General features: G+C 68.9%; 20 protein-coding genes. 4 read left to right on the forward strand and 16 right to left on the reverse strand.

Going from position 1 to position 22,973, the window contains the following annotated elements:
* Window positions 1-3: 3 nt before the first annotated feature.
* From infB to rimP, 4 genes are all read right to left on the reverse strand, one after another.
* On the reverse strand, window positions 4-2,853 hold the full coding sequence (infB, locus tag TL10_RS30175) for a translation initiation factor IF-2 (RefSeq protein WP_197063759.1): 2,850 nt from the start codon (window positions 2,851-2,853) through the stop codon (window positions 4-6).
* Between the two features lie 133 nt (window positions 2,854-2,986).
* On the reverse strand, window positions 2,987-3,334 hold the full coding sequence (locus TL10_RS30180) for a YlxR family protein (RefSeq protein WP_418002279.1): 348 nt from the start codon (window positions 3,332-3,334) through the stop codon (window positions 2,987-2,989).
* Between the two features lie 26 nt (window positions 3,335-3,360).
* Window positions 3,361-4,425, reverse strand: a complete 1,065-nt coding sequence (gene nusA, locus TL10_RS14765) for a transcription termination factor NusA (protein WP_043393721.1) — start codon at window positions 4,423-4,425, stop codon at window positions 3,361-3,363.
* Window positions 4,422-4,976 carry a ribosome maturation factor RimP gene (rimP, locus tag TL10_RS14770; RefSeq protein ID WP_043393720.1) on the reverse strand — a complete coding sequence of 185 codons (555 nt, stop codon included), beginning with the start codon at window positions 4,974-4,976 and terminating at the stop codon, window positions 4,422-4,424. The genes nusA and rimP overlap by 4 nt, the downstream gene beginning before the upstream one ends.
* A 168-nt stretch (window positions 4,977-5,144) precedes the next feature.
* On the opposite strand from rimP, the gene TL10_RS14775 reads away from it, so the two are divergent.
* Both TL10_RS14775 and TL10_RS14780 read left to right on the forward strand, forming a co-directional pair.
* A complete protein-coding gene (locus TL10_RS14775; protein ID WP_043986175.1) occupies window positions 5,145-5,672 on the forward strand; it encodes a hypothetical protein in 528 nt (175 codons plus the stop codon).
* A complete protein-coding gene (locus TL10_RS14780; RefSeq protein WP_043986176.1) occupies window positions 5,669-6,136 on the forward strand; it encodes a ferritin-like domain-containing protein in 468 nt (155 codons plus the stop codon). Before TL10_RS14775 ends, TL10_RS14780 begins: the two co-directional genes overlap by 4 nt.
* 80 nt (window positions 6,137-6,216) lie before the next feature.
* On the opposite strand, the gene TL10_RS14785 is transcribed toward TL10_RS14780, so the two are convergent.
* The 11 genes from TL10_RS14785 to mqo all read right to left on the reverse strand — a co-directional run bounded on the left by TL10_RS14785 (window position 6,217) and on the right by mqo (window position 19,307).
* The gene (locus TL10_RS14785; protein ID WP_043393715.1) at window positions 6,217-7,962 is read right to left on the reverse strand and encodes a proline--tRNA ligase; all 1,746 of its coding nucleotides are present in this window, start codon (window positions 7,960-7,962) and stop codon (window positions 6,217-6,219) included.
* Between the two features lie 11 nt (window positions 7,963-7,973).
* The gene (locus TL10_RS14790; RefSeq protein ID WP_043986213.1) at window positions 7,974-8,630 is read right to left on the reverse strand and encodes a 4a-hydroxytetrahydrobiopterin dehydratase family protein; all 657 of its coding nucleotides are present in this window, start codon (window positions 8,628-8,630) and stop codon (window positions 7,974-7,976) included.
* 25 nt (window positions 8,631-8,655) lie between these two features.
* Window positions 8,656-9,072 (reverse strand): hypothetical protein, encoded by a 417-nt coding sequence (locus TL10_RS29645; RefSeq protein ID WP_131630744.1) that lies wholly within the window; start codon window positions 9,070-9,072, stop codon window positions 8,656-8,658.
* A gap of 58 nt (window positions 9,073-9,130) precedes the next feature.
* Window positions 9,131-10,543 (reverse strand): alpha/beta hydrolase, encoded by a 1,413-nt coding sequence (locus TL10_RS14800; RefSeq protein ID WP_043986177.1) that lies wholly within the window; start codon window positions 10,541-10,543, stop codon window positions 9,131-9,133.
* A gap of 32 nt (window positions 10,544-10,575) precedes the next feature.
* On the reverse strand, window positions 10,576-12,111 hold the full coding sequence (locus TL10_RS14805; protein WP_043986214.1) for an MFS transporter: 1,536 nt from the start codon (window positions 12,109-12,111) through the stop codon (window positions 10,576-10,578).
* 55 nt (window positions 12,112-12,166) lie between these two features.
* Window positions 12,167-13,393, reverse strand: coding sequence for a uroporphyrinogen-III C-methyltransferase (gene cobA / locus TL10_RS14810; protein WP_043393707.1), 1,227 nt, complete (start codon window positions 13,391-13,393; stop codon window positions 12,167-12,169).
* On the reverse strand, window positions 13,390-14,766 hold the full coding sequence (locus tag TL10_RS14815) for a cobyrinic acid a,c-diamide synthase CobB (protein WP_043986178.1): 1,377 nt from the start codon (window positions 14,764-14,766) through the stop codon (window positions 13,390-13,392). The genes cobA and TL10_RS14815 overlap by 4 nt, the downstream gene beginning before the upstream one ends.
* A gap of 76 nt (window positions 14,767-14,842) precedes the next feature.
* Window positions 14,843-15,457, reverse strand: coding sequence for a cob(I)yrinic acid a,c-diamide adenosyltransferase (cobO, locus tag TL10_RS14820; RefSeq protein WP_043986179.1), 615 nt, complete (start codon window positions 15,455-15,457; stop codon window positions 14,843-14,845).
* Between the two features lie 23 nt (window positions 15,458-15,480).
* On the reverse strand, window positions 15,481-17,328 hold the full coding sequence (locus TL10_RS14825; RefSeq protein WP_110789092.1) for a magnesium chelatase subunit D family protein: 1,848 nt from the start codon (window positions 17,326-17,328) through the stop codon (window positions 15,481-15,483).
* Between the two features lie 5 nt (window positions 17,329-17,333).
* Window positions 17,334-17,795, reverse strand: coding sequence for a GNAT family N-acetyltransferase (locus TL10_RS14830; RefSeq protein ID WP_043393698.1), 462 nt, complete (start codon window positions 17,793-17,795; stop codon window positions 17,334-17,336).
* 15 nt (window positions 17,796-17,810) lie between these two features.
* On the reverse strand, window positions 17,811-19,307 hold the full coding sequence (mqo, locus tag TL10_RS14835) for a malate dehydrogenase (quinone) (protein WP_043393696.1): 1,497 nt from the start codon (window positions 19,305-19,307) through the stop codon (window positions 17,811-17,813).
* A gap of 114 nt (window positions 19,308-19,421) precedes the next feature.
* Between mqo and TL10_RS14840 the strand changes: the two genes are divergently transcribed.
* Together TL10_RS14840 and mtr are read left to right on the forward strand one after the other, a co-directional pair.
* Window positions 19,422-20,483: an alpha/beta hydrolase gene (locus tag TL10_RS14840; protein WP_043986215.1), complete on the forward strand. Its 1,062-nt coding sequence runs from the start codon at window positions 19,422-19,424 to the stop codon at window positions 20,481-20,483.
* A gap of 4 nt (window positions 20,484-20,487) precedes the next feature.
* Window positions 20,488-21,864 (forward strand): mycothione reductase, encoded by a 1,377-nt coding sequence (mtr, locus tag TL10_RS14845; protein ID WP_043986216.1) that lies wholly within the window; start codon window positions 20,488-20,490, stop codon window positions 21,862-21,864.
* Here mtr and nicT read toward each other — a convergent pair.
* Window positions 21,861-22,964, reverse strand: coding sequence for a Nickel transporter NicT (nicT, locus tag TL10_RS14850; RefSeq protein WP_043986182.1), 1,104 nt, complete (start codon window positions 22,962-22,964; stop codon window positions 21,861-21,863). The genes mtr and nicT overlap by 4 nt on opposite strands.
* Window positions 22,965-22,973: the final 9 nt, after the last annotated feature.

Genomic DNA, 22,973 nt, shown 5'->3' on the forward strand with positions numbered 1-22,973 from the left:
CGCTTACGTACGAGCCTTCTCGACGAGTTCGTACGTCTCGATGACGTCGCCTTCCTTGATGTCGTTGTAGGTCAGCGTCAGACCGCATTCGTAACCTTCGCGCACCTCGGTGGCGTCGTCCTTCTCACGCTTGAGCGAGGACACCGTGAGGTTCTCGGCGATGACGATGTTGTCGCGCAGCAGGCGGGCCTTGGCGTTACGCCGCATGAGGCCCGACTGCACGAGGCAACCAGCGATGTTGCCGATCTTCGACGACCGGAAGATGGCGCGGATCTCGGCGCGGCCGAGCTCCTTCTCCTCGTAGACCGGCTTGAGCATGCCCTTGAGCGCGCTCTCGATCTCGTCGATGGCCTGGTAGATCACCGAGTAGTACCGAATCTCGACACCCTCGCGGTTCGCCAGCTCGGTCGCCTTGCCTTCGGCACGGACGTTGAAGCCGATGATGATCGCGTCCGAGGCCGAAGCCAGGTTGACGTTCGTCTCGGTCACGCCACCGACACCACGGTCGATGACGCGCAGTTCCACCTCGTCGTCGATCTGGATGCCCATCAAGGCCTCCTCGAGCGCCTCGACGGTGCCCGAGTTGTCGCCCTTGAGGATCAGGTTCAGCTGGCTGGTTTCCTTCAGCGCCGAATCCAGGTCTTCCAGGCTGATGCGCTTGCGCGAACGTGCGGCCAGCGCGTTGCGCTTGCGCGCGCTGCGCCGGTCGGCGATCTGGCGGGCGATGCGGTCCTCGTCGACCACCAGCAGGTTGTCGCCGGCGCCGGGCACCGAGGTGAAGCCGATCACCTGGACCGGACGTGACGGCAGCGCCTCGTGGACGTCCTCACCGTGCTCGTCGACCATGCGACGGACGCGGCCGTAGGCGTCACCGGCGACGATCGAGTCACCGACCCGCAGCGTGCCGCGCTGGATCAGCACCGTGGCGACCGGACCGCGACCGCGGTCCAGGTGCGCCTCGATGGCCACACCCTGGGCTTCCATGTCGGGGTTGGCCCGCAGGTCCAGCGAGGCATCCGCGGTCAGCAGCACTGCTTCGAGCAGACCGTCGATGTTGGTGCCCTGCTTGGCCGAGATGTCCACGAACATGGTGTCGCCGCCGTACTCCTCGGCCACCAGGTTGTACTCGGTCAGCTGCGCCCGGATCTTCTGCGGATCCGCGCCTTCCTTGTCGATCTTGTTGACCGCCACCACGATCGGCACATCAGCGGCCTGAGCGTGGTTGATGGCCTCCACCGTCTGCGGCATGACGCCGTCGTCGGCGGCGACCACCAGGATCGCGATGTCGGTGGCCTTCGCACCACGGGCACGCATGGCGGTGAACGCCTCGTGACCCGGGGTGTCGATGAACGTCACCAGACGCTCGTTGCCGTCCAGCTCGGTCAGCACCTGGTAGGCACCGATGTGCTGGGTGATGCCGCCGGCTTCGCCCTCGCGAACGTTCGCCTTACGGATGGTGTCGAGCAGTCGGGTCTTACCGTGGTCGACGTGGCCCATGACGGTGACCACAGGCGGCCGGCTGGCCAGGTCGTCCTCGTCGCCGGCGTCCTCGCCGTAGGTGAGGTCGAACGACTCGAGCAGCTCGCGGTCCTCGTCCTCCGGGGACACGACCTGCACGACGTAGTTCATCTCGCCGCCCAGCAGCTCGAGGGTCTCATCGCCCACCGACTGGGTGGCGGTGACCATCTCGCCCAGGTTGAACAGCGCCTGCACCAGCGAAGCCGGGTTGGCGTTGATCTTCTCGGCGAAGTCGCTCAGCGACGCGCCGCGAGCGAGGCGGATGACCTCGCCGTTGCCATGCGGCAACCGCACGCCACCGACGATCGGGGCCTGCATGTTCTCGTATTCGGCGCGTTTCGCGCGCTTCGACTTACGGCCACGACGGGGCGCGCCACCGGGACGCCCGAAGGCACCCGCGGCACCGCCGCGCTGACCGGGACGACCGCCGCCACCACCGGGGCCACCGCCACCGGGAGCGCCGCCGCCACCGGGACGACCACGGAAGCCACCAGCAGCACCTGCGCCGGCACCAGCACCACCGCCGGCGCCACCGCCGCGGTAGTTACCGCCGCCACCGGCACCGCCGGGACGAGGGCCGCCTGCGCCGCCACCCGGACGGGGACCGCCACCGGGGCGCGGACCGCCCGGACGACCGACGGCACCCGGACGGGCACCCGGCGGACGCGGAGGCATGTTGCCCGGCGTGACACCGGGACGCGGGCCGCCACCCGGACGGGGTCCACCGGCGCCGGGGCCCGGACGGGGTCCACCGGGACCGGCCTGCGGGCGCGGTGCCGGCCGGTCGACCGGCTGCTGGGAAGAGAAGGGGTTGTTGCCGACGCGCGGAGCCCGCGGGGCCGGCTTGGGTGCGCCGGGTCGCGGACCCGGAGTAGCACCCGGGGTGGCCGGACGCGGCTGGGCCGGAGCCGCCGAAGCGGCGGGCGCTGCCGGCTCCGGCGCGGCCGGTGCCTGGGGCTGCGGAACAGCGGGCTTGGGCGCACCGGGCTTGGGTCCACCGGCGGCGGGTGCCGACGGTGCGACTACCTCTGCTGCCGGAGCTGCGGCCGGCGCTGCCGGTGCAGGTGCGGCGGGAGCCGCGACGGGTGCCGGCTTGGGTGCGCCGGGCTTCGGGCCACCCGACGGCCGGGCGGCCGCGGGCGCGGCCGGTGCCTCGGACTTGGCGGGCTTGCCGCCGCCGAATGCCTCACGCAACCGGCGTGCGACGGGCGCCTCCACAGTGGAGGACGCAGATTTGACGAATTCGCCCTGTTCGCTCAGCCGAGCGAGTACTTCCTTGCTGGTCACACCGAGTTCTTTGGCCAACTCGTGTACGCGTGCCTTACCTGCTGCCACTTCTCTCCTCATCGTGAGGCGTCAGCGGTAGTAGGCCGCGCCTCGGTTTAGCTATGACGCATGGTCATCGGGACTTCACGGTGTGCTCATGTTCTTCGCTACCTGTTCTGGTTGCTGTGGTGTTCAGGGCCCATCAGGCCGGTATGGCACTGAAGAACTCTTCGACCGCAGAGGTGTCCGGCGAACCGGTGATGCGCAACGCTCGGGCGAATGCTCGCCGCCGAACTGCCGCGTCGAGGCACTGCTGAACGGGGTGCAACCACGCACCCCGACCCGGCAGGTTACCCGCTGAATCGACCGAAACGGCGCATTTACCGTCCCCGTCGCGTACAGCTGCCACTCGAAGCAAGTCGACGGCCAGCTCTCGTTTCCGGCAGCCGATGCAGGTACGCACCGGGGCTGTCGGAGTCTCGCGCTGGATCACAGTGCAGTCTACCGTCTCGGGGCCCTTGAACTTCAATCGCGGTCGCGGCCCCGACACGCCGCCGGTAACTGCGGGTTCTCGCCTCAGCGGTCGCGGCCACCACCATGGCCTGCCGACCGGCCGCCGGCGTCGGCCTCCCGACCCCCCGCCGGCGCACCCGCACCGTCGGCGTCGCTGCGGATGTCGATGCGCCAACCGGTGAGACGCGCCGCCAGACGCGCGTTCTGGCCCTCCTTGCCGATCGCCAGCGACAGCTGGAAGTCGGGCACCACGACCCGCGCCGCGCGCTGCAACTCGTCGATCACCGTCACCGACACGACCTTGGCCGGCGACAGGGCGTTGGCGACGAACTTCGCCGGGTCCTCGTCGTAGTCGATGATGTCGATCTTCTCGCCCGAGAGCTCGCTCATCACGTTGCGCACGCGCTGACCCATCGGTCCGATGCAGGCGCCCTTGGCGTTCAGCCCCGGCACCCGCGACGCGACGGCGATCTTGGACCGGTGTCCGGCTTCACGTGCGACGGCGACGATCTCCACCGACTCGTCGGCGATCTCGGGGACCTCCAGCGAGAAGAGCTTCCGCACCAGGTTCGGGTGCGTCCGCGACAGCGTGATGACGGGTTCGCGGGCGCCGCGGGCCACCCCGACGACGTAGCAGCGCACCCGGTCACCGTGCACGTAGGTCTCCCCCGGCACCTGCTCGGCGGCCGGGATCACACCCTCGGAGCCCTTGGCCTCGGTGCCGACCCGGACCACCACGAGGCCGCGGGCGTTGGCCCGGGCGTCGCGCTGGATCACGCCGGCGACGATGTCGCCCTCGCGGGCCGAGAACTCGCCATAGTTCTTCTCGTTCTCGGCGTCGCGCAGCCGCTGCAGGATGACCTGCCGCGCAGTGGTCGCCGCGATCCGGCCGAATCCCTCTGGGGTGTCGTCCCACTCGTGGATGACGGTCCCGTCCGTGTCGGTCTGACGCGCGATCACCCGCACGATGCCCGACTTGCGGTCGACGTCGATGTACGCGTCGGGCTCGTGCCCTTCGGTGTGGCGGTATGCAGTCAGCAGCGCCGTCTTGATGGTGTCGACGACGACGTCGACCGTGATTCCTTTGTCCGCCTCGATGGCATGTAGTGCCGCCATGTCGATGTTCATCCCTCGGCCCCCTCTCCGGTCATACCCGCCAGCTCCAGTTCCCGGCGATTGGGTGGTGAAAATTCAACCTGTACAACAGCTTTCGTAATATCCGCGAGCGCGACGGTGGTCACCGACAGCACGCCCCGGTTGGCGACGACCAGTTGGATCGCGCTGCCGTCGTGCTCCCCCAGCCGGCCCGTCAGCGACTTACCGTCGGCCAGGGTCAGCTCGACCTTGCGACCACGGGCGCGGCGGTAGTGCCGCTCCGCGGTCAGCGGACGCTCCACGCCGGGTGAGGTGACCTCCAGCACATAGGGCTCTGAATCGGCGGTCACCTGGTCCAGCAGCTCGGCTGCGACGCGCGATAAGTCGGCGACCGCATCCAGGTCCAGACCCGAGTCACCGTCGGCCACCACGACGACCCGTGGGGGGCGCGCGGCGGCATCCACCCGCACGTCCTCGATGTCGTATCCGGCGTCCGCGAAAGCACTGCTGAGCAGCTCAAGCACCTGGCCTGTGGTCGGTAACCGACTGGGTGGCAGCGGTTGTTCCGGCGTGTCCCGGGCCACGGCGAGCTCCTCATCTTGAGTTGTGCGGACAGGGCCCCCAGAAGGGTGAACCCGGTACCAACGATACGCCAGCAGCGCATGACCGAATGGCAATCGCGGCTGCGGCACCGGAGAACATCCAGCCGGACGCTGCCGGGCAGCGGCTATCGGCAATGGCAGGATGTGCCTGTGCCGCACACCGAAACCACCGTCAGCCGACGGCGTGTCCTGCTGGGCACAGCCGCACTGGCGCTGCTCGGCGGCGCGGTGTCGGCGTGCGGATCGGCACCGCAGCGCGATCCCGCCCTGGACATCCTGAACGCCGAGCTCGACCGGGCCCGCAAGGACAGTCAGCTGGCCACTTCCGCCACCACCGGCGTGCCGCCCCAGGTGGCGGCGGCGCTGACGGCCGTCGCAGCGCTGCGGGACGCGCACGCCCGGGCACTGGCCGACGAACTCACCCGGATGGGCAGCCCGCCGCCGGCCGCGCCGTCGTCCACCACCGAGACGTCGGCGACCCCTGCCGCGACTACCGGCGCCACGCCGCCACCGGCGCCCCCGACACCTCAGGAAGTCGTTGCGGCACTGGAACAGGCGGCCGACAGCACGGGGCGTGCCGCGGCCGGTCAATCCGGTTATCGCGCCGGGCTGCTGGCCTCGATCGCCGCCGCCTGCACCGCGGCACACACCGTCACGCTCGCCGGGCAGGCATCATGACCAGCCCGCAACCCACCCCGACGCGGCCGGGCAGCCCCGCCGACGCCGCGCTGTACGACGCGGTTGCTGCCGAGCACGGCACCATCTACGGCTACGGCCTGGTGTCGGCGCACACCACACCCGACGTCAATGATCTGGTCGCCCAGGCCATGGCCCAGCATCGGGCGAACCGCGAAGCCGCCATCACCGCACTGGCGGGACGCTCGGTGCCGGCTCCACTGCCCGCCGCGGGCTATCAGCTCCCGATCGACGCCAACAACCCCGGCGACGCGGCCAAGCTGGCCCTGCAGATGGAAGAGGAGACCGCCGTCGCCTGGCGCGCGGTAGCCGAGCAGGCGACCACCACCGAAGACCGGACCCTGGCCGTCAAGGTCCTCACCGACAGCGCGGTGCTGGCCGCGCGGTGGCGCGCGGTGCTCGGGGTGACGCCGGCCGTCGTGGCATTCCCCGGCGGCACCGAGTAGTCCACTCACTGCGCCGAGTGGCCAGTTATCGCACGGTTTTTCCGCAAACGCGTGCAACAACTGGCCGTTCGGCGGTCGGGCTATCCGGCCAGTGCTGCCGTGATCGCGGCCGCGGCGCCGTCGGCCGGAACCTCGGTCTTCTCACCGGTGTGCCGGTTGCGCAGCTCGACGGTGCCGTCGGCCCAGCCGCGGCCGACCACGACGATCCACGGCACACCCAGCAGCTCGGCGTCCTTGAACTTCACGCCCGGCGAGGCGGTGCGGTCGTCGAACAGCACGTCGAGGCCGAGCCGGTCGAGTTGGCCGGCCAGCTCGGTCGCGCCGGTGCGGGCTTCGGCGTCCTTGTTCGCGATGACCACGTGCACGTCAAAAGGCGCGACGGAACTCGGCCAGCGCAGCCCGAGCTCGTCGTGGTGCTGTTCGGCGATCACCGCGACCATGCGCGACACCCCGATGCCGTAGGAGCCCATGGTCAGCCGCACCGGCTTGCCGTTCTCGCCGAGCACGTCGGCGCTGAACGCATCGGTGTACTTGCGGCCCAGCTGGAAAACGTGCCCGATCTCGATGCCGCGGGCCGACACCAGCGGCCCGGCGCCGTCGGGTGACGGGTCGCCGTCGCGGACGTCGGCGGCCTCGATGGTGCCGTCGGCCACGAAGTCACGGCCCGCGACCATTCCGACGATGTGCTTGTTCGGCGCGTCGGCGCCGGTGATCCAGGACGAGCCGTCGACGATCCGCGGGTCGACCAGGAAGCGAATACCGTTGTCCAACAGGGCTTTCGGACCAACATAACCCTTCACCAGGAACGGGTTGGCGGCGAAATCGGCGTCATCGAGCAGCGCGTACTCCGCGGGCTCGAGCGCCGCGCCGAGGCGCTTCTCGTCGATCTCGCGGTCACCCGGCACACCGATGCCGAGCAGTTCCCACTCGCCACCCGGCTGACGCACCTTCAGCAGCACGTTCTTCAAGGTGTCGGCAGCGGTGATCTCGCGGCCCAGACCGGCGGTGTTGGCCCAGTCCACCAGGGTGGCGATGGTCGGGGCGTCGGGAGTGTCGTGCACGACGGCCGCGGGCTGGCCGTCGATCGGCAGCGACTCGGGCACTGCGGTGACGACAGCTTCGACGTTGGCCGCGTAACCGGACTGCACGCAGCGCACGAAGGTGTCCTCGCCGACCTCGCTCTCGGCCAGGAACTCCTCGGAGGCGCTGCCGCCCATGGCGCCCGACACCGCGGACACGATGACGTACTTGACCGCCAGCCGGTCGAAGATGCGCTGGTAGGCCTCGCGGTGCGCCTCATAGGCGTCCTTGAGTCCACTGTCGTCGATGTCGAACGAGTACGAGTCCTTCATGATGAACTCGCGGCCACGCAGGATGCCGGCGCGGGGACGCGCCTCGTCGCGGTACTTGGTCTGGATTTGGTACAGCCGCAGCGGGAAGTCCTTGTACGACGAGTACTCCCCCTTGACCGTCAGGGTGAACATCTCCTCGTGGGTGGGTCCCAGCAGGTAGTCGTTCTTGCGGCGGTCCTGCAGACGGAACAGGTTGTCGCCGTACTCGGTCCATCGATCCGTGGTCTCGTAGGGCGCGCGCGGCAGCAGCGCCGGGAACAGGATCTCCTGGGCGCCGATGGCGTTCATCTCACTGCGGACGACGGCCTCGATCTTGCGCAGCACCTTCAGGCCGAGCGGCAGCCAGCTGTACAGGCCTGGCGCGATCGGGCGGACGTAGCCGGCCCGGATCAGCAGCTTGTGGCTCGGCACTTCGGCGTCGGCGGGGTCGTCGCGCAGAGTGCGCAGGAACAGCTCGGACATGCGGGTGATCACGGGAGGCCAGCCTAGTCGCGGCCCTGCCAGGTACAGACACACACCTCATTGCCTTCGGCATCGGCGAGCACCCAGAATGCGGGGGCCGCCCCGTCGCTGAGCAGCACGCCGCCCGCGGCCAGCGCCGCCGCGATCCGTGCCGGGGCCTCGTCGTGCGGAACATCGACGTCGAGATGGATCCGGTTGCGCTGCGGCCGCGGGACATCCATCTGCTGGAACCACAGGGCCGGGCCGCGACCGGTCGGGTCGACGAGTCCCCCGCTCAGATCCGACGGACCCGCTTCGTCCACATAGCCGGTGACGGCCCGCCAGAACGGGCGGACCGCGGGGATGTCGAGGGCATCGATCGCGATCTCGAGGGCCTGCACCGATACCCCGCCCGGCGTGGTCGTTTCGCCGCGCGCGGCAAGGCACTCCGAGATGCGCCGCGCCAGCGCGATGTCGTGCGCCGTGACGCCCTCGGCCGAGCGCACCCGCAGCAAGACGCGGTCGGCACGTATATCGATGGTCAAGTGCCCCTGCGACGCTGAGCCGGTTTCCTCGACCACCGCGGCCGCCAGCGCCGCGGCAGCTGCCAGGCCGGACGTCAGCACCTCGGCGTACACCGCACCCAGCACCAAACGCCAGCCCAGCGGACTCACCGCATCGGAAATCTCTTGGCGCAGCATCATGATTCGGTCCCGGCGGTCACTCTCAGAGCAGCGCCTGGTTCACCACGCGCTCGTAGGCACTCTTGTCGGCTGCGGTGACCGACGGGCCGAACTGCACCACGATGTTCATCGCCTCGAAGGTGCTCGGCGTGGCGCCGGAGTAGCTCGCAGCGGCGCCCGTGGTGGAGAACACCAGCACCGTGACCGTGTCCGTCTCGATGGCCTCGATGCATCTGATGTCCGGGCATTTCTGCTTGGCCACGTCCCGCGGGTTCGACACGGCCAGGCCCGCCGCGCCCATGTCCTTCACCACTTCCGCAGCGGTGACGGTATTGAGCATCGGGGCCCCCGACAGCGCACCGGCCTGTGGGCCGGGAGCCGGTGGACGCTGGCAGCCGGTGACCACGGTGGCGGCCAGCACGGTCGCGATGAGCATCGTCCGAGCGCCGGTAGCCGTCATACGCCATGTGTAGCAGCGGAACCTGGAGCCCCGACCACCGGGCGACGATGACGACCGGCTAGAGCGTCGGAGCGGCGTGCGGGCCGGCCGCAGTCGTCGGGCCCGGGGTGCCGGGCCTCGTCGGCGTGCCGGGCGCACTCTCAGCCTTCGGCGTCCCGATCTTCCCCGCGATCCACGGCAGCGAATCAGCGAATGACTCGTTGGCGAAGCCCCAGTCGTGCAGACCGAGGAGTGCCCGGACCTCGGCGTTGATCCCGTGCTGCTGGGCAATCTCGCAGAGAGTACCCGCGGCGATGTCCTGGCCCTCCGGGTTCGCGCGGGCATCACGCGGGACGCCGGGGCCGGGTGCATTGCACGCGGCGGCGGTGCCAGGGATCTCGAACAGGCCGGAGATGCCGTGGTAGCGGCCGTACTGTCGCATCACGGTGCTCGGATCGAACTCAGCCCATTTGGCTGCGTCACCGCCATAGAGCCGCGCGATGGTCTGGTCCTTGGTGCCGATGTTCGGGCTCAGATCGCCGGCGATGTCGACGAACGCGCTGAAAAGGTTGGGATGGCGCGTGGTCAGCTGCACCGCGCAGGTGCCGCCCATCGACCAGCCGACGATGCCCCAGTTCTCAGGCTTGGGGCTGACGCCGAAGTTCGAGATCAGGTAGGGCACCACCTCTTTGGTCAGGTGGACCGACGAGTTGCCGTGGCTGCCGTTGACGCATTCGGTGTCGTTGTTGAACGAACCGGTGGCGTCGGCGAAGACGAACACCGGCGCCTCACCGCCGTGCGCCGCCGCGTAGCTGTCGATCGTCGCCTTGGCGTTGCCCGCCCAGATCCAATCCGCCGGGGTGTTCAGCTGCGAGCCGATCATCATGACCGTCGGCAGCGGCGGAGGCGGATTGCTGGCGAACCACGCGGGCGGCAGGTAGACGAGTTCGGCGCGGTGCGTGAAATTCGATTCTTGCGAGCTCGTCGAGACCGGCACCACCACCCCACGCGGCGGCCGGATGCCCTTGAGCTGCATGGCCGTCACCGTCCAGCGGTCGACCTCGTCGGGCACCTTGCCGACGGTGAACTTGTGCCACGCCACGTACGCCGTCGGGAAGTAGCCGACCCACAGATTCAGCATCAGCAGCGCGCAGACCGCGCACAGCGGCACGGCCACCACGGCCATTCCGCGGCGCCGCCAGTGGGACCCGCGCCAGCCGAGGATCAGGACCGTGGCGGCGAACCCGCCGAGCGCCGTCCAGATCCACAGCCCCACCGGCGCCGGGTCACCGGCGATACCGAGCGAGGTGATGTACCAGTACAGGGCGCCGGCGGACGCGACGCCGACGGCCAAGGCCACAGGCAGCCGCCTGACACGCCATTGCGGAGACCGTCGCCCGACCGCGCAGCACAGTGCCGCGAAAGTCAGCAGCTGGATGGTGAAAGGCAGCCACCCATGCGTCAGCGACGCATGGGTGACGAACGAAGGCACGCCGATATTCTCCAGGAAGAAACTGCGCGGGCTTAAAGCTCTCCCGCGTCCAGCGCTTCCTTGGTGTCCTGCGCCGCCGCGACTTCGTCGGCGGTGTAGGTGATGAACAGCGCCACCACACCGACGATCACTGCCACCGCGGCGACCCAGAGCAGGCCGTAGGTGTACCCGTGGTCGAGGGCGGTGTGCTGCGCCTCATTCATCTTGGCGACCGGACCGGTGGTCCCGCCCAGGTACAGGGTGCGTGAGGTGATGACGGCCTGGATGATGGCCAGCACCACCGGGCCACCGAGGTTCTGCAGCATCAGCGCGATGGCCGAGAGCGGGCCGATGTCGCTGAGCGCCACGCCGGCGATGGCCGAGACGGTCAGCGGCACCACGATCATGCCGATACCGAAACCACCGACGGTGATCGGGATGACCAGGTTCGGGAAGTACGGGATGCCGCCGTTGAGGGTGGAGCCGTAGATCATCGCGGCGAGCACCATGACGCCACCGGCGATCACCAGCACTCGCGGCGAGAACATCGCCACCAGCTGCGAGGACAGACCCAGCCCGACGCCGAGGGCGATGACGAACGGGATGAAGCCGATGCCCGCCTTCAGCGCGCTGTAGCCCATGATGTCCTGCACGTACAGGCCGATCAGCACGGTCAGCGTGAACATCACGCCACCGGCCAGGAAGACGGCCGCGAAGGTCGCCACGCGGTTGCGGTCCCGGAACAGGTTGAACGGAACGACCGGGTGCTCGGCGGTGCGCTCGACGAACAGGAACGCCAGGAACAGCACGGCAGCCGCGGCACCGGAGCCCAGCGTCAGCGGGGACATCCAGCCCTTCTCCGGGCCCATCGAGAAGCCGAACACCGCCGCGGTGCAGGCCAGGGTCGCCAGGATGGCGCCGGCCGCATCGAGCTTCATGCGCTCGCGGTTGGTCTCGGTCAGGGTGGTGCGCGCCAGGTAGATCATGATGATGCCGATCGGCACGTTCACCAGGAATGCGTAGCGCCAGGAGAAGACGGTGAGGGCACCGCCGACCACGAGGCCCATCACCGAGCCGACGCCGGTCATGGCCGCGAAGATCGCGGTCGCGGCGTTACGGGCCGGGCCCTTCGGGAAGGTGGTGGCGACGAGCGCCAGGCCTGTCGGCGACGCGATGGCCGAACCGACACCCTGCAGCAGCCGGGCGGTGACCAGGGTGGTCTCGTCCCAGGCGACGCCGCACAGGATGGAAGCGATGGTGAAGAGCGCGACACCGACGATGAAGGTGCGCTTGCGGCCGATGGTGTCACCGAGGCGCCCACCGAGCAGCATCAGACCACCGAAGGTCAGCACATACGCGGTGATCACCCAGCTGCGGCCGGCGTCGGAGAGGCCGAGCTCGTCCTGAATCTTAGGAAGGGCAACGATGGCGACAGTGCTGTCCATCGTGGCGAGCAGCTGCATGCCACCGATGGCAATGACTGCGGAAAGGAAGCGGGGCGACGGCAGCCAAGCTGGATACCAGCTCTTTCGCTCGTCCTCGGTTTGTCCCACGTGCATGGAGAGCGGTTCCCGGCGGCTGTTTGCCATGGCGGTTCGCTCAGCGTCGTTGAGAGCCGTCATGAAAAGCTACCTTACAGTAATCTTAAGATTTCTTTAACCCTGCGAACGCCGCGACGTCCCCGATCACGATGATTGCGGGAGGTCGGATGCCCTCCGAACGGATGTCTTCCGGCGCGTCGGCAAGCGTGGTCTGCAACGTCTGCTGTGCCGCCGTCGTCCCGTGCTGGACCACCAGGACCGGTGTTTCCGCAGGTCGGCCGCCTTGCAACAGCACCTTGGCGAAAAGTTCGATCCGCTCGACGGCCATCAGCAGCACGATGGTGCCGCGCATCGCGGCCAGTGCGTCCCAATTCACTAACGATTCCGGGTGTCCCGGCGCGAGATGGCCGCTGACCACCACGAATTCGTGCGTCACGGCCCGGTGGGTGACCGGAACTCCGGCCAGTGCCGGAACCGCTATGGCACTGGTCACACCGGGTACGACGGTCACCGGAATGCCCGCATCGGCGCATGCCAGCACCTCTTCATAACCGCGCGCGAAGACGAACGGATCGCCGCCCTTGAGCCGGACCACGAACTTGCCTTCCCGGGCGCGGTCAATCAGGACGGCGTTGATGGCGTCCTGGGCCATCGCCCGGCCGTAGGGAATCTTGGCGGCGTCGATCACCTCGACGTGCGGGCCGAGTTCGGCGAGCAGCTCCTGCGGGGCCAGCCGGTCGGCGACCACCACGTCGGCGTGCGCCAGCAGCCGGCGGCCACGGACGGTGATCAGCTCAGGGTCCCCCGGCCCACCGCCGACCAGTGCCACTCCGCTGTAGCTGTCGGGTTCGGTGGCGTCGCCGATGGCGCCGCGCTGCAGGGCCTCGCGGATCGCGGTGCGCAGCGTCGCCGAGCGCCGGTGTTCGCCGCCGGCCAGCACGCCGACCGTCAGGCCGTCGTACTCGAAGGACGCCGGGGTCACCGCCGAGCCTTCCAGGCCGGCGTCGGCGCGGACGCAGAAGATGTGGCGCCGGTCGGCCTCGTCGGCCACCGCGGCGTTGACGGCCTCGTCGTCGGTCGCGGCGAGCACGTACCAGGCGCCGTCGAGGTCGTCGTTCTGGAATTCCCGCGACGTGAGGGTGATGCCGGTGCCGTCGGGGTTGTCGACCAGCGCTTCGACCACCGGGGTGGCGACGGGCGCGACGACGTGCACGTCGGCGCCACTGGAGATCAGCAGCGGCAGGCGACGCTGGGCGACGCTGCCGGCGCCCACGACCACGACCTTCTTACCGGTGAGGCGCAGGCCGACGAGGTAGGCGTTCTGAGTCACTCGGCGAGTTTAGTTGCCGCGGATACGAACCGACGCACCGAGTGCGGGTGCGCGGCCGGATGGGTGTGCAGGTAGCCGGCGTGGACGCCGCCGCGGACGGCCCCGTCGTGCACGGTGGCCTGCCCGGCACCCCGGAAAATCCAGGCCGGCGGCTGCTCGTCGGTGAATTCGACTGTGGTGCGGTGAAATTCATGGCCGGTGACGCGCTCGCCCGCCGCGTGCATGCTGGAGTCCACCATCGCGACGGCGTCCCGGTAGCCCAGGGTGAGCCGCTCGGTGAAGCGCGCCGAGCCGGGCAGCACGCCACACATGGGGTGCCCGTCGAGGTCGTCGACCAGGTAGGTCAGTCCGGCGCACTCGGCGTGGACCGGTGCGCCCGTCGCGGCCAGCGCGGCAATCTGTTCCCGGACAACGGCATTGGCCGACAATTCGGCGGTGAACTGCTCGGGGAAACCGCCGGGGATGACGAGCGCCCGGGTCCCGTCCGGCAGCGGGTCGGTCAGCGGGTCGAAGGCCGCGACCTCGGCACCGGCCATGCCGAGCAGCTCGACGTGCTCGGCGTACCCGAAGCTGAAGGCCTTGCCCGCGGCCACAGCTACTGTCACAGCCGCGGTGGCGCTCGATGTCGGCTCCAGTTCAGGGGCCCACACCGGCTCCAACGCCCCGATGCCCGCGCACCGCACGATGGCTTCTATATCGACGTGGCGGACGACGAGTTCGGTCATGACGTCGACGGCCTCGTGCGCCCGGCGACCATGCTCGACAGCGGTGACCAGCCCGAGGTGCCGGGATGGAATCTCCAGTCCGCTGTCCCGCGGGATCGCGCCGAACACCGGGACACCCGCTTGCTCGCAGGCCTGGCGCAGGACCTGTTCATGCCGCGGCGATCCCACCTTGTTGAGGATCACCCCGGCGATCCGTACCGCCCGGTCGAACGTCGAAAAGCCGTGCAGCAGAGCGGCAATGCTCTGGCTCTGGCCGCGCGCGTCGACCACCAGCACCACCGGCGCCCCGAGCAGACCGGCAACGTGTGCCGTTGATCCCGGCGCCGGAGACATCGGCTGATCGGTGATGCGCCCGTCGAACAGGCCCATGACGCCCTCGATGACGGCGATGTCGGCGCCCGCGCTGCCGTGCCGGTAGAGCGGTCCGATCAGGTCGTCACCGACGAGGACCGGGTCCAGGTTGCGGCCGGGCCGGCCGGTGGCCAGCGCGTGGTAGCCGGGGTCGATGAAGTCCGGTCCGACCTTGGCCGCGCTGACCCGATGCCCGCCGCGGCGCAGCGCACCCATCAGTCCGGTGGCCACGGTCGTCTTGCCGCTGCCCGACGCAGGCGCCGCAACAACGACAGCCGGCGTGGGAGAGGTAGTCACTTTTTCCTCGCGAACAGACGTAAAGCTGTCGTTTTCGGACGAAAAACGACAGGTTTGTGTCTGCTCGCGGGAATGGTCACCACTCGATGCCGCGCTGGCCCTTGCGGCCGGCGTCCATCGGGTGCTTGACCTTGGTCATCTCGGTCACCAGGTCGGCGGCGTCGAGGAGCTGCGGCGGGGCGTCGCGGCCGGTGATCACCACATGCTGGGTGCCGGGGCGGGACGTCAGCGTCGACACCACCTCGTCGATGTCCAGCCAGCCCCACTTGAGCGGGTAGGTGAACTCGTCGAGAACGTAGAAGTCGTGCTGCTCTGCGGCCAGCCGGCGTGAGATCTCGGCCCAGCCTTCGACGGCCGCGGCGGCGTGGTCCTCGTCGGAACCCTGCCGGCGGGTCCACGACCAGCCCGAGCCCATCTTGTGCCACTGCACCGCTCCCCCGACGCCCTGCTCGTCGTGCAGCCGGCCGAGCGCCTGGAACGCCGCTTCCTCCCCGACCTTCCACTTGGCGCTCTTGACGAACTGGAACACCGCGACGTCGAAGCCCTGGTTCCAGGCGCGCAGCGCCATGCCGAAGGCCGCGGTGGACTTCCCCTTACCCGGGCCGGTGTGCACCGCCAGGATCGGCGCGTTGCGGCGCGCTTTGGTGGTCAGCCCGTCGTTGGGGACGGCCGACGGTTGTCCTTGTGGCATAGCGTTTCTTCCTGCCGAATTTCTTACGCCGCGGCTTGCCCGGCCCGGACCACTCGGGCCAGGCTGTCGGCGCGCAACTGCTCCAGTTGCACAGCGGGCGCACCCAGTTGACCGGCCAGCTGCTGCGCCAATCCCAGTCGAATATAAGAGGTTTCGCAATCGACGACCACGGCGGCCGCCCCCTCCGCGACCAGGAGTCCGGCAGCGGTCCGGGTCCGGCCCAGCGGATCTGGTCCGCCCGTCGCCCGGCCGTCCGTCAGCACGACCACCAACGGCCGACGGGCACGATCGCGGGTCTTCTCCCGCAACACCACGTCGCGCGCGGCCAGCAGCCCTTGGGCCAGTGGGGTTTTCCCGCCGGTGTCGAAACGTGCCAGGCGCCGGCTGGCGATGTGCACCGACGAGGTGGGCGGCAGCAGCAGCGCCGCCTCGGCCCCCCGGAAGGTGACGACGGCGACCTTGTCGCGGCGTTGGTAGGCGTCGCGCAGCAGCGACAGCGTCGCTCCACTGACCGCTGACATGCGGTCCCGTGCCGCCATCGAGCCTGAGGCGTCGACCACGAAGATCACCAGATTGCCTTCGCGCCCTTCGCGGATCGCGTGCCGGACGTCGGTCGGCGCCACCTGCAGGCGGCCCGGCTGCGGACGACGGTCCGCCGCGGCCAGCAGGGTGCCGAAGACGTGCACACCGTGCCCGGCCTGGGCATCGTCGGTGGCCGAGATCGGGGTGCCCGTGCGGTTGCGGGCCCGCGACCGTCGGCCCGGGGCGCCCTCCCCGACGCCGGGTACGACGAGCGCCCGGGTCCGGAACGTCGCCGACGGCGGGGCGCTGGGCCGCGACGCGCTGCCGGGTCCGGCCGAGTTTCCTTGCGGTGCAGCCTCTTCCGAGCCCTCCGCGGAGACCCCGCCACCTGGCGGATCGGGATCGGGCTCGGGTTCGGTCTGCGCCTGTGCATCGGCCTGGGCCATCGCGTCGTCGAGCTGCTGCGGGTCCAGGCCCGGGTCGTCGAACGGATCGCGCCGGCGCCGGTGTGGCAGTGCGAGTTCGGCCGCGACCCGGATGTCTTCCTCGGTCACCTCGGCGGCACCGCGCCACGCGGCATGTGCGACGGCCGCGCGGGCCACCACCAGATCGGCGCGCATGCCGTCGACGTCGAACGCCGCACACAAGGCCGCGATCCGGCGCAACTCGTTGTCGGGCAACAACACTGCGGCCACCGCGGCACGGGCCTTGGCGATCCGGCCGGCCAGCTCGACATCGTCGGCGGCGTACCGCTCGCTGAACCCAGCAGGGTCCGCTTCATAGGACATCCGGCGTCGGATCACCTCGACCCGGACGTCGACGTCCCGGGAGGCGTAGACGTCGACGGTCAAGCCGAACCGGTCGAGCAGCTGCGGACGCAGCTCGCCCTCTTCCGGATTCATGGTGCCCACCAACATGAATCGGGCCTCGTGCGAATGCGAAACACCGTCGCGCTCGATGTGGACCCGGCCCATGGCGGCGGCATCGAGCAGCACGTCGACCAGATGGTCGTGCAGCAGGTTCACCTCATCGACGTAGAGGACGCCGCCGTGCGCGCGGGCCAGCAGGCCCGGCGAGAAGGCATGTTCGCCGTCGCGCAACACCTTCTGCAGATCGATCGAGCCGACCACGCGGTCCTCAGTTGCACCGATAGGCAACTCGACCAGGCGAGCATCGGCATCGACGGCCGCCAGCACCTCGGCGAGACCGCGCACCGCCGTCGATTTGGCCGTGCCCTTCTCGCCGCGGATCAGCACACCGCCGATGTCGGGGCGCACGGCGCACAACACCAGCGCGAGCCGCAGCCGGTCCTGCCCGACGAGGGCACTGAACGGGTACGGCGCCGTCACGGCACTCACCGACTCTCCGATCCGTGCCGGACCATCGGCACATGGGGAATACCGTCTTCGAGGAATTCCTCACCGTCGCGGACGAATCCGAGCCGGGTGTACATCTCCTCGAGATAGGTCTGGGCGTCGATTCGGCAGGGGTAGCTGCCAACCTCGGCGAGGGCCGCCTGCATCAGCCGGGTGGTGTGCCCCTGACCGCGGGCGGTGCGTTTCGTACACACCCGGCCGATCCGGAACACCTTCTCCCCGCCGGGATGCTCTTCCATCAGGCGCAGTGTCGAAATGACCTGCCCGTCAGGGCTTTCCAGCCAGAAGTGCCGGGTCTCGGCCAGCAGGTCGCGGCCGTCGAGTTCGGGGTACGGGCAGGCCTGCTCCACCACGAAGACCTCGACCCGCAACTTCAGTAGCTCGTAAAGCGTTGCGGCATCGAGATCCTTGGCCCAGCTGCGCCTCGGCGCGACGCTCACGCGACCACCTGCGGATCAGGCCGGCTGGTCGAGTTTGAGTGCCTTGGTTCCCCAGTCCCACACCTCGCGGTACAGCTTGGGTTCACCGGACAGGTCGACGCCCAACGAGGGCACCATCTCCTTGAGCTTGGGCAGCCAGGCCTGGTAGCGGTCACCGAAGCAACGCTCCAGCACCTCGATCATGGCCGGCACCGCCGTGGAGGCACCCGGCGACGCACCGAGCAGACCGGCGATGCGCCCGTCCTCCGCGGTCAGGACCGTGGTGCCGAACTCCAGCACGCCACCGATGCCCTTGCGGCGGATCACCTGCACGCGCTGGCCCGCGACGTCCAGCTCCCAGTCGGAATCGACTGCGCTGGGGGCGAATTCACGCAGCGAATCCACCCGCTCACCCTCGCTGAGGGTCAGCTGCTCGACCAGGTACTTCACCAGGCCCAGTTCGGTGACGCCGACGCCGAGCATCGACGCGAGGTTGTTGGGCTTGACCGACAGCGGCAGATCGGTGATCGAGCCCTGCTTGAGGAACTTCGGCGACCAGCCGGCGAACGGACCGAACAGCAGCCACGACTGGCCGTTGATGATGCGAGTGTCCAAGTGCGGCACCGACATCGGCGGGGCACCGACCGACGCCTGGCCGTACACCTTGGCCTGGTGCGCCACCGTCAGGTCCTGGTTGTCGGTACGCAGGAAGGCGCCGCCGACCGGGAACCCGCCGAAGCCCTTGGCCTCCGGGATGCCGGCCTTCTGCAGCAGGTGCAGCGCACCGCCACCGGCGCCGAGGAACACGAACTTGGCGTTGATCTTCTGCCGGTCGCCGCTGCGCCGGTTGACCACGTTGAGCTTCCAGCTGCCGTCGGACTGCTTGCTGAGGTTGGTCACCTCGTGCCCGAACATCGTGGTCATGCCCCGCTGTGCGGCGAACCCGATGAGCTGCTTGGACAGCGAACCGAAGTCGACGTCGGTGCCGTCGGTGGTCCAGTTCAGTGCGACCGGCTCGGCGAAGTCACGCTGCTCGGCCATGAACGGCAGCCGACGGGCGAACTCGTCCTTGTCGTCGATGTACTCCATGGTGGAGAACAGCGGGTTGGTGACCAGCGTCTCGCGACGCTGACGCAGGTAATCGAGGCTGTCGGCACCGTGCACGAAGCTGACATGCGGGATGGGGTTCAGGAAGCTCTTGACGTCCGGCAGCACCCCGTTCTCCACGGCGTACGCCCAGAACTGCCGGGTCACCTGGAACTGCTCGTTGACGTGGACGGCCTTGGTGATGTCGATGGTGCCGTCGGCGTTCTGCGGCGTGTAGTTGAGCTCACACAGCGCCGAGTGGCCGGTGCCGGCGTTGTTCCACGGGTCGCTGCTCTCGGCGGCGGCGCCGTCGAGACGCTCGATCATGGTGATGGACCACTCCGGCTCCAGCAGCCGGATCAAGGCACCGAGGGTGGCGCTCATGATTCCCGCGCCCACGAGGACGACGTCGGTCTGTGTGCTCCCAGCTACGTTTGCATTCGACACGTGATCGCTCGTCCTTCGCACTCGGGTTACCCGCCGGTATTGGCGGATGCTCGGTGCTCAAGGTTATCGCGACCGAGTTCGCCGCTGACGCGGTATCTCCTCCCATCGACCATGATGTTGGTCGCAGTTAGGGTTGAGGATGTGACGCCGCAGGAGCCACAGGGACAACCCGAGTGGCAGCCGGACGTGCTGCCCGGGTACTGGCAGCAGACCATCGCACTGGGTCCCGACCCCGACGGAGAGGGTGACCTGGTCGCCACCGTCGTGCGGCGCGGGCAGCCCGGGCGGATCGCGCACGCGGTCTTGGTCATTCATGGCTATACCGACTACTTCTTCCACACCGAGCTCGCCGACCATTTCGCCGCACGCGGAATCGCGTTCTACGCGATAGACCTGCACAAATGCGGACGGTCGCGGCGCCCCGGGCAGACCCCGCACTTCACCACGCACCTGGCGTCGTACTACGACGAGCTGCGGCGAGCCCTGCAGCTCATCGCCGCGGACACGGCCGGCGCCCGGGTGTGCCTGTACGGCCACTCCGCGGGCGGGCTGATCGCGACGTTGTTCGCCGACCAACTGCGCAGCGCCGGCGCGCTGGCGTCCCACCATGTCACCGGCCTCATTCTCAACAGCCCGTTTTTCGATCTGCACGGGCCGGCGGCGCTGCGCTCGGCGGCGGTGTCGGCTGCGCTGACGGCGATGGCCCGGTTCCGGAAGCTCGCGGTGATCCGCCAGCCGACCGAGGGCGGCTACGGCACGAGCCTGCACCGCGATCACGGTGGGGAATTCGACTACAACCTGGACTGGAAACCGTTGGGCGGCTTCCCGGTCACCATCGGCTGGATCAACGCCATCCGCCGGGGGCAGCTGCGGCTGCATCGCGGGCTCGACGTCGGGGTGCCGAACCTGATCCTGCGGTCCGACCACACGGTGGCCGAGACCACCACCGCCACCGGGATGGACCGCGGTGACGCGGTGCTCGACGTCGAGCAGATCGCCCGGTGGGCCGGCTGCGTCGGCAACCGCAGCACCATCGTCCCGGTCACCGACGCCAAACACGATGTGTTCCTGTCGCTGCCGACGCCGCGGGCCGTGGCGTTCGACGAGTTGAATCACTGGCTGGACTGGTACCTCAACCGGTCGGTCTCCCCCACCACGCAACATGAACAGGCCTGACGTCATGCAGCATTACGACCTGACCATCATCGGAACCGGCTCGGGCAACAGCGTTCTCGACGAGCGGTACGACGACCTCAAGGTCGCGATCTGCGAACAGGGCACCTTCGGCGGCACCTGCCTGAACGTCGGGTGCATCCCCACCAAGATGTTCGTCTACGCCGCCGACGTGGCCCAGACCATCCGGCACAGCGCCACTTACGGCGTCGACTCCCACATCGACGGAGTGCGCTGGCCCGACATCGTCAAGCGCGTCTTCGGCCGGATCGATCCGATCGCGTCGGGCGGCGAGGACTATCGCCGCAGCCTGCCGAACATCACGGTGTACGGCAGCCACACCCGCTTCGGCCCGACCCTGCCCGACGGCCGGTACACGCTGCGGACCGCCGCCGGCGACGAGTTCACCTCCGACCGGGTGGTCATCGCCGCGGGCTCGCGCAGTTCGATTCCTCCGGCCATCGCCGACTCCGGCGCCCCGTACTTCACCAGCGACGACATCATGCGAATCCCGTCGCTGCCCGAACATCTCGTGATCATCGGCGGCGGCTTCATCTCCGTGGAGTTCGCGCACGTGTTCTCGGCGCTCGGGTCGAAAGTGACCATCGTGCTGCGCGGCGACCGGCTGCTCAAGCGCTGCGACGAGGAGATCTGCCGGCGCTTCGGCGCCGTCGTCGCGAAGAAATGGGACCTGCGCACCCATGAGAACGTGGTCGGCGCCCGCCAGGACGGCGACGTCGTCGTGCTGGAGTTCGACGACGGCGAGACGCTGACGGCCGACGCCCTGTTGGTCGCGACGGGCCGGGTGCCGAACGGCGACCTGCTCGATGTGCACTTGGCCGGCGTGGAGCTGGACGACGACGGCTACGTCGTGGTCGACGAGTACCAACGCACCACGGCGCGTGGGATTTACGCCCTCGGTGACGTGTCGTCGCACCATCAGCTCAAGCACGTGGCCAACCATGAGGCCCGCACCGTGAAAGAAAACCTGCTACGCGACTGGGACAGCGAGCTGGTCGCCAGCGACCACCGGTTCATCCCCGCCGCGGTATTCACCGATCCACAGGTCGCGATGGTCGGCCTGAACGAAGCCGAGGCGCGGGCAGCCGGTTTCGATGTGGTGGTCAAGCTGCAGGACTACGGCGACACCGCCTACGGCTGGGCCATGGAAGACACCACCGGCGTGGTCAAACTCATCGGCGAGCGCGGCACCGGCAAGATTCTGGGCGCACACCTCATGGGCTATCAGGCCTCGTCCCTGATTCAGCCGCTGATCCAGGCCATGTCGTTCGGGCAGACGGCGCAGGACGTGGCCCGCGGCCAGTACTGGATTCATCCGGCACTGTCCGAGGTCATCGAAAACGCGCTGCTGGGGCTGGTTTAGCCGTCGGCCGGGCTGAGCCGGGCCGTCCACTTCTCCTCGATGCGGCCCCACCGCCACACCAGCAGCGCCACCACCCAGGTGACGACGAACAGTCCGACGATCGCGAATCCGACGGTGTTCAGGTCGATTCCGCCGATCCAGTCCCAGATGCCGCCGGACCAGCCGAACTCCTCGGCCAGCAGGCCGAGCAGCTCGATGGTGCCGATCACCAGGGCCACCATGACGGACAGTCCGGTGATGGTGATGTTGTAGTAGACCTTGCGCACCGGCCGGGCCAGCGCCCACCCGTACGCGACGTTCATGAACGCGCCGTCGATGGTGTCCAGCAGGCTCATCCCGGCCGCGAAGAGCACCGGCAGACAAAGGATTGCGTACCACGGCAATCCAGCCGAGGCGCCGGTCCCGGCCAGCACCAGCAGCGCCACCTCGGTCGCGGTGTCGAAGCCGAGGCCGAAGAGCGCGCCGAGCGGATACATCTGCCAGGACTTGCTGATGGTGCGGGTGAACCGGCGCAGGATGCGGTTCATGAAGCCGCGGTTGTTGAGTTGATGTTCGAGTGCGGCCTCGTCGTACTCGCCGCGGCGCATCCGCATGAAGACCTGCAGAATCCCGACCAGCACAACGACATTGATGGCGGCGATCAAGTACAGGAAGAAACCCGAGACGCCGGCACCGATCAGCCCGGTGTAGCGGTGCAGCATCGACGAATCGTCCTGCAGTGGGCCGACGAGCGACGTGACGCCCAGCGACAGCAGCAGGGCCAGGCCGAACACGATGGTCGAATGCCCAAGGGAGAAGAAGAATCCCACGCTCAGCGGCCGGTTGCTGCCGCGCCCGTGCCCGGCGACGGCGCTGTCGGCCATGAGCTTTCGGGTGGTGTTGTCGATGGCGGCGATGTGGTCGGCGTCGAACGCGTGCCGCAATCCCAGGGTGTAGGCGGTGAGGCCGATCCCGATGCCGAGCGCCGTCCCGCCGACGGTTTGATGCTCCGGCACGACGACCAGGATGAGGGTCCCCCAGCCGATGACGTGCAATGCGGCGATGACGCCGAACATCGCCGCCAGTCGCCCCCAATCCTGACCGGTCAACGAAAGCCGCATGCGGTTCAG

Origin of the sequence: Mycolicibacterium llatzerense, from assembly GCF_000878195.1 — a bacterium.
GTDB lineage: Bacteria > Actinomycetota > Actinomycetes > Mycobacteriales > Mycobacteriaceae > Mycobacterium > Mycobacterium llatzerense.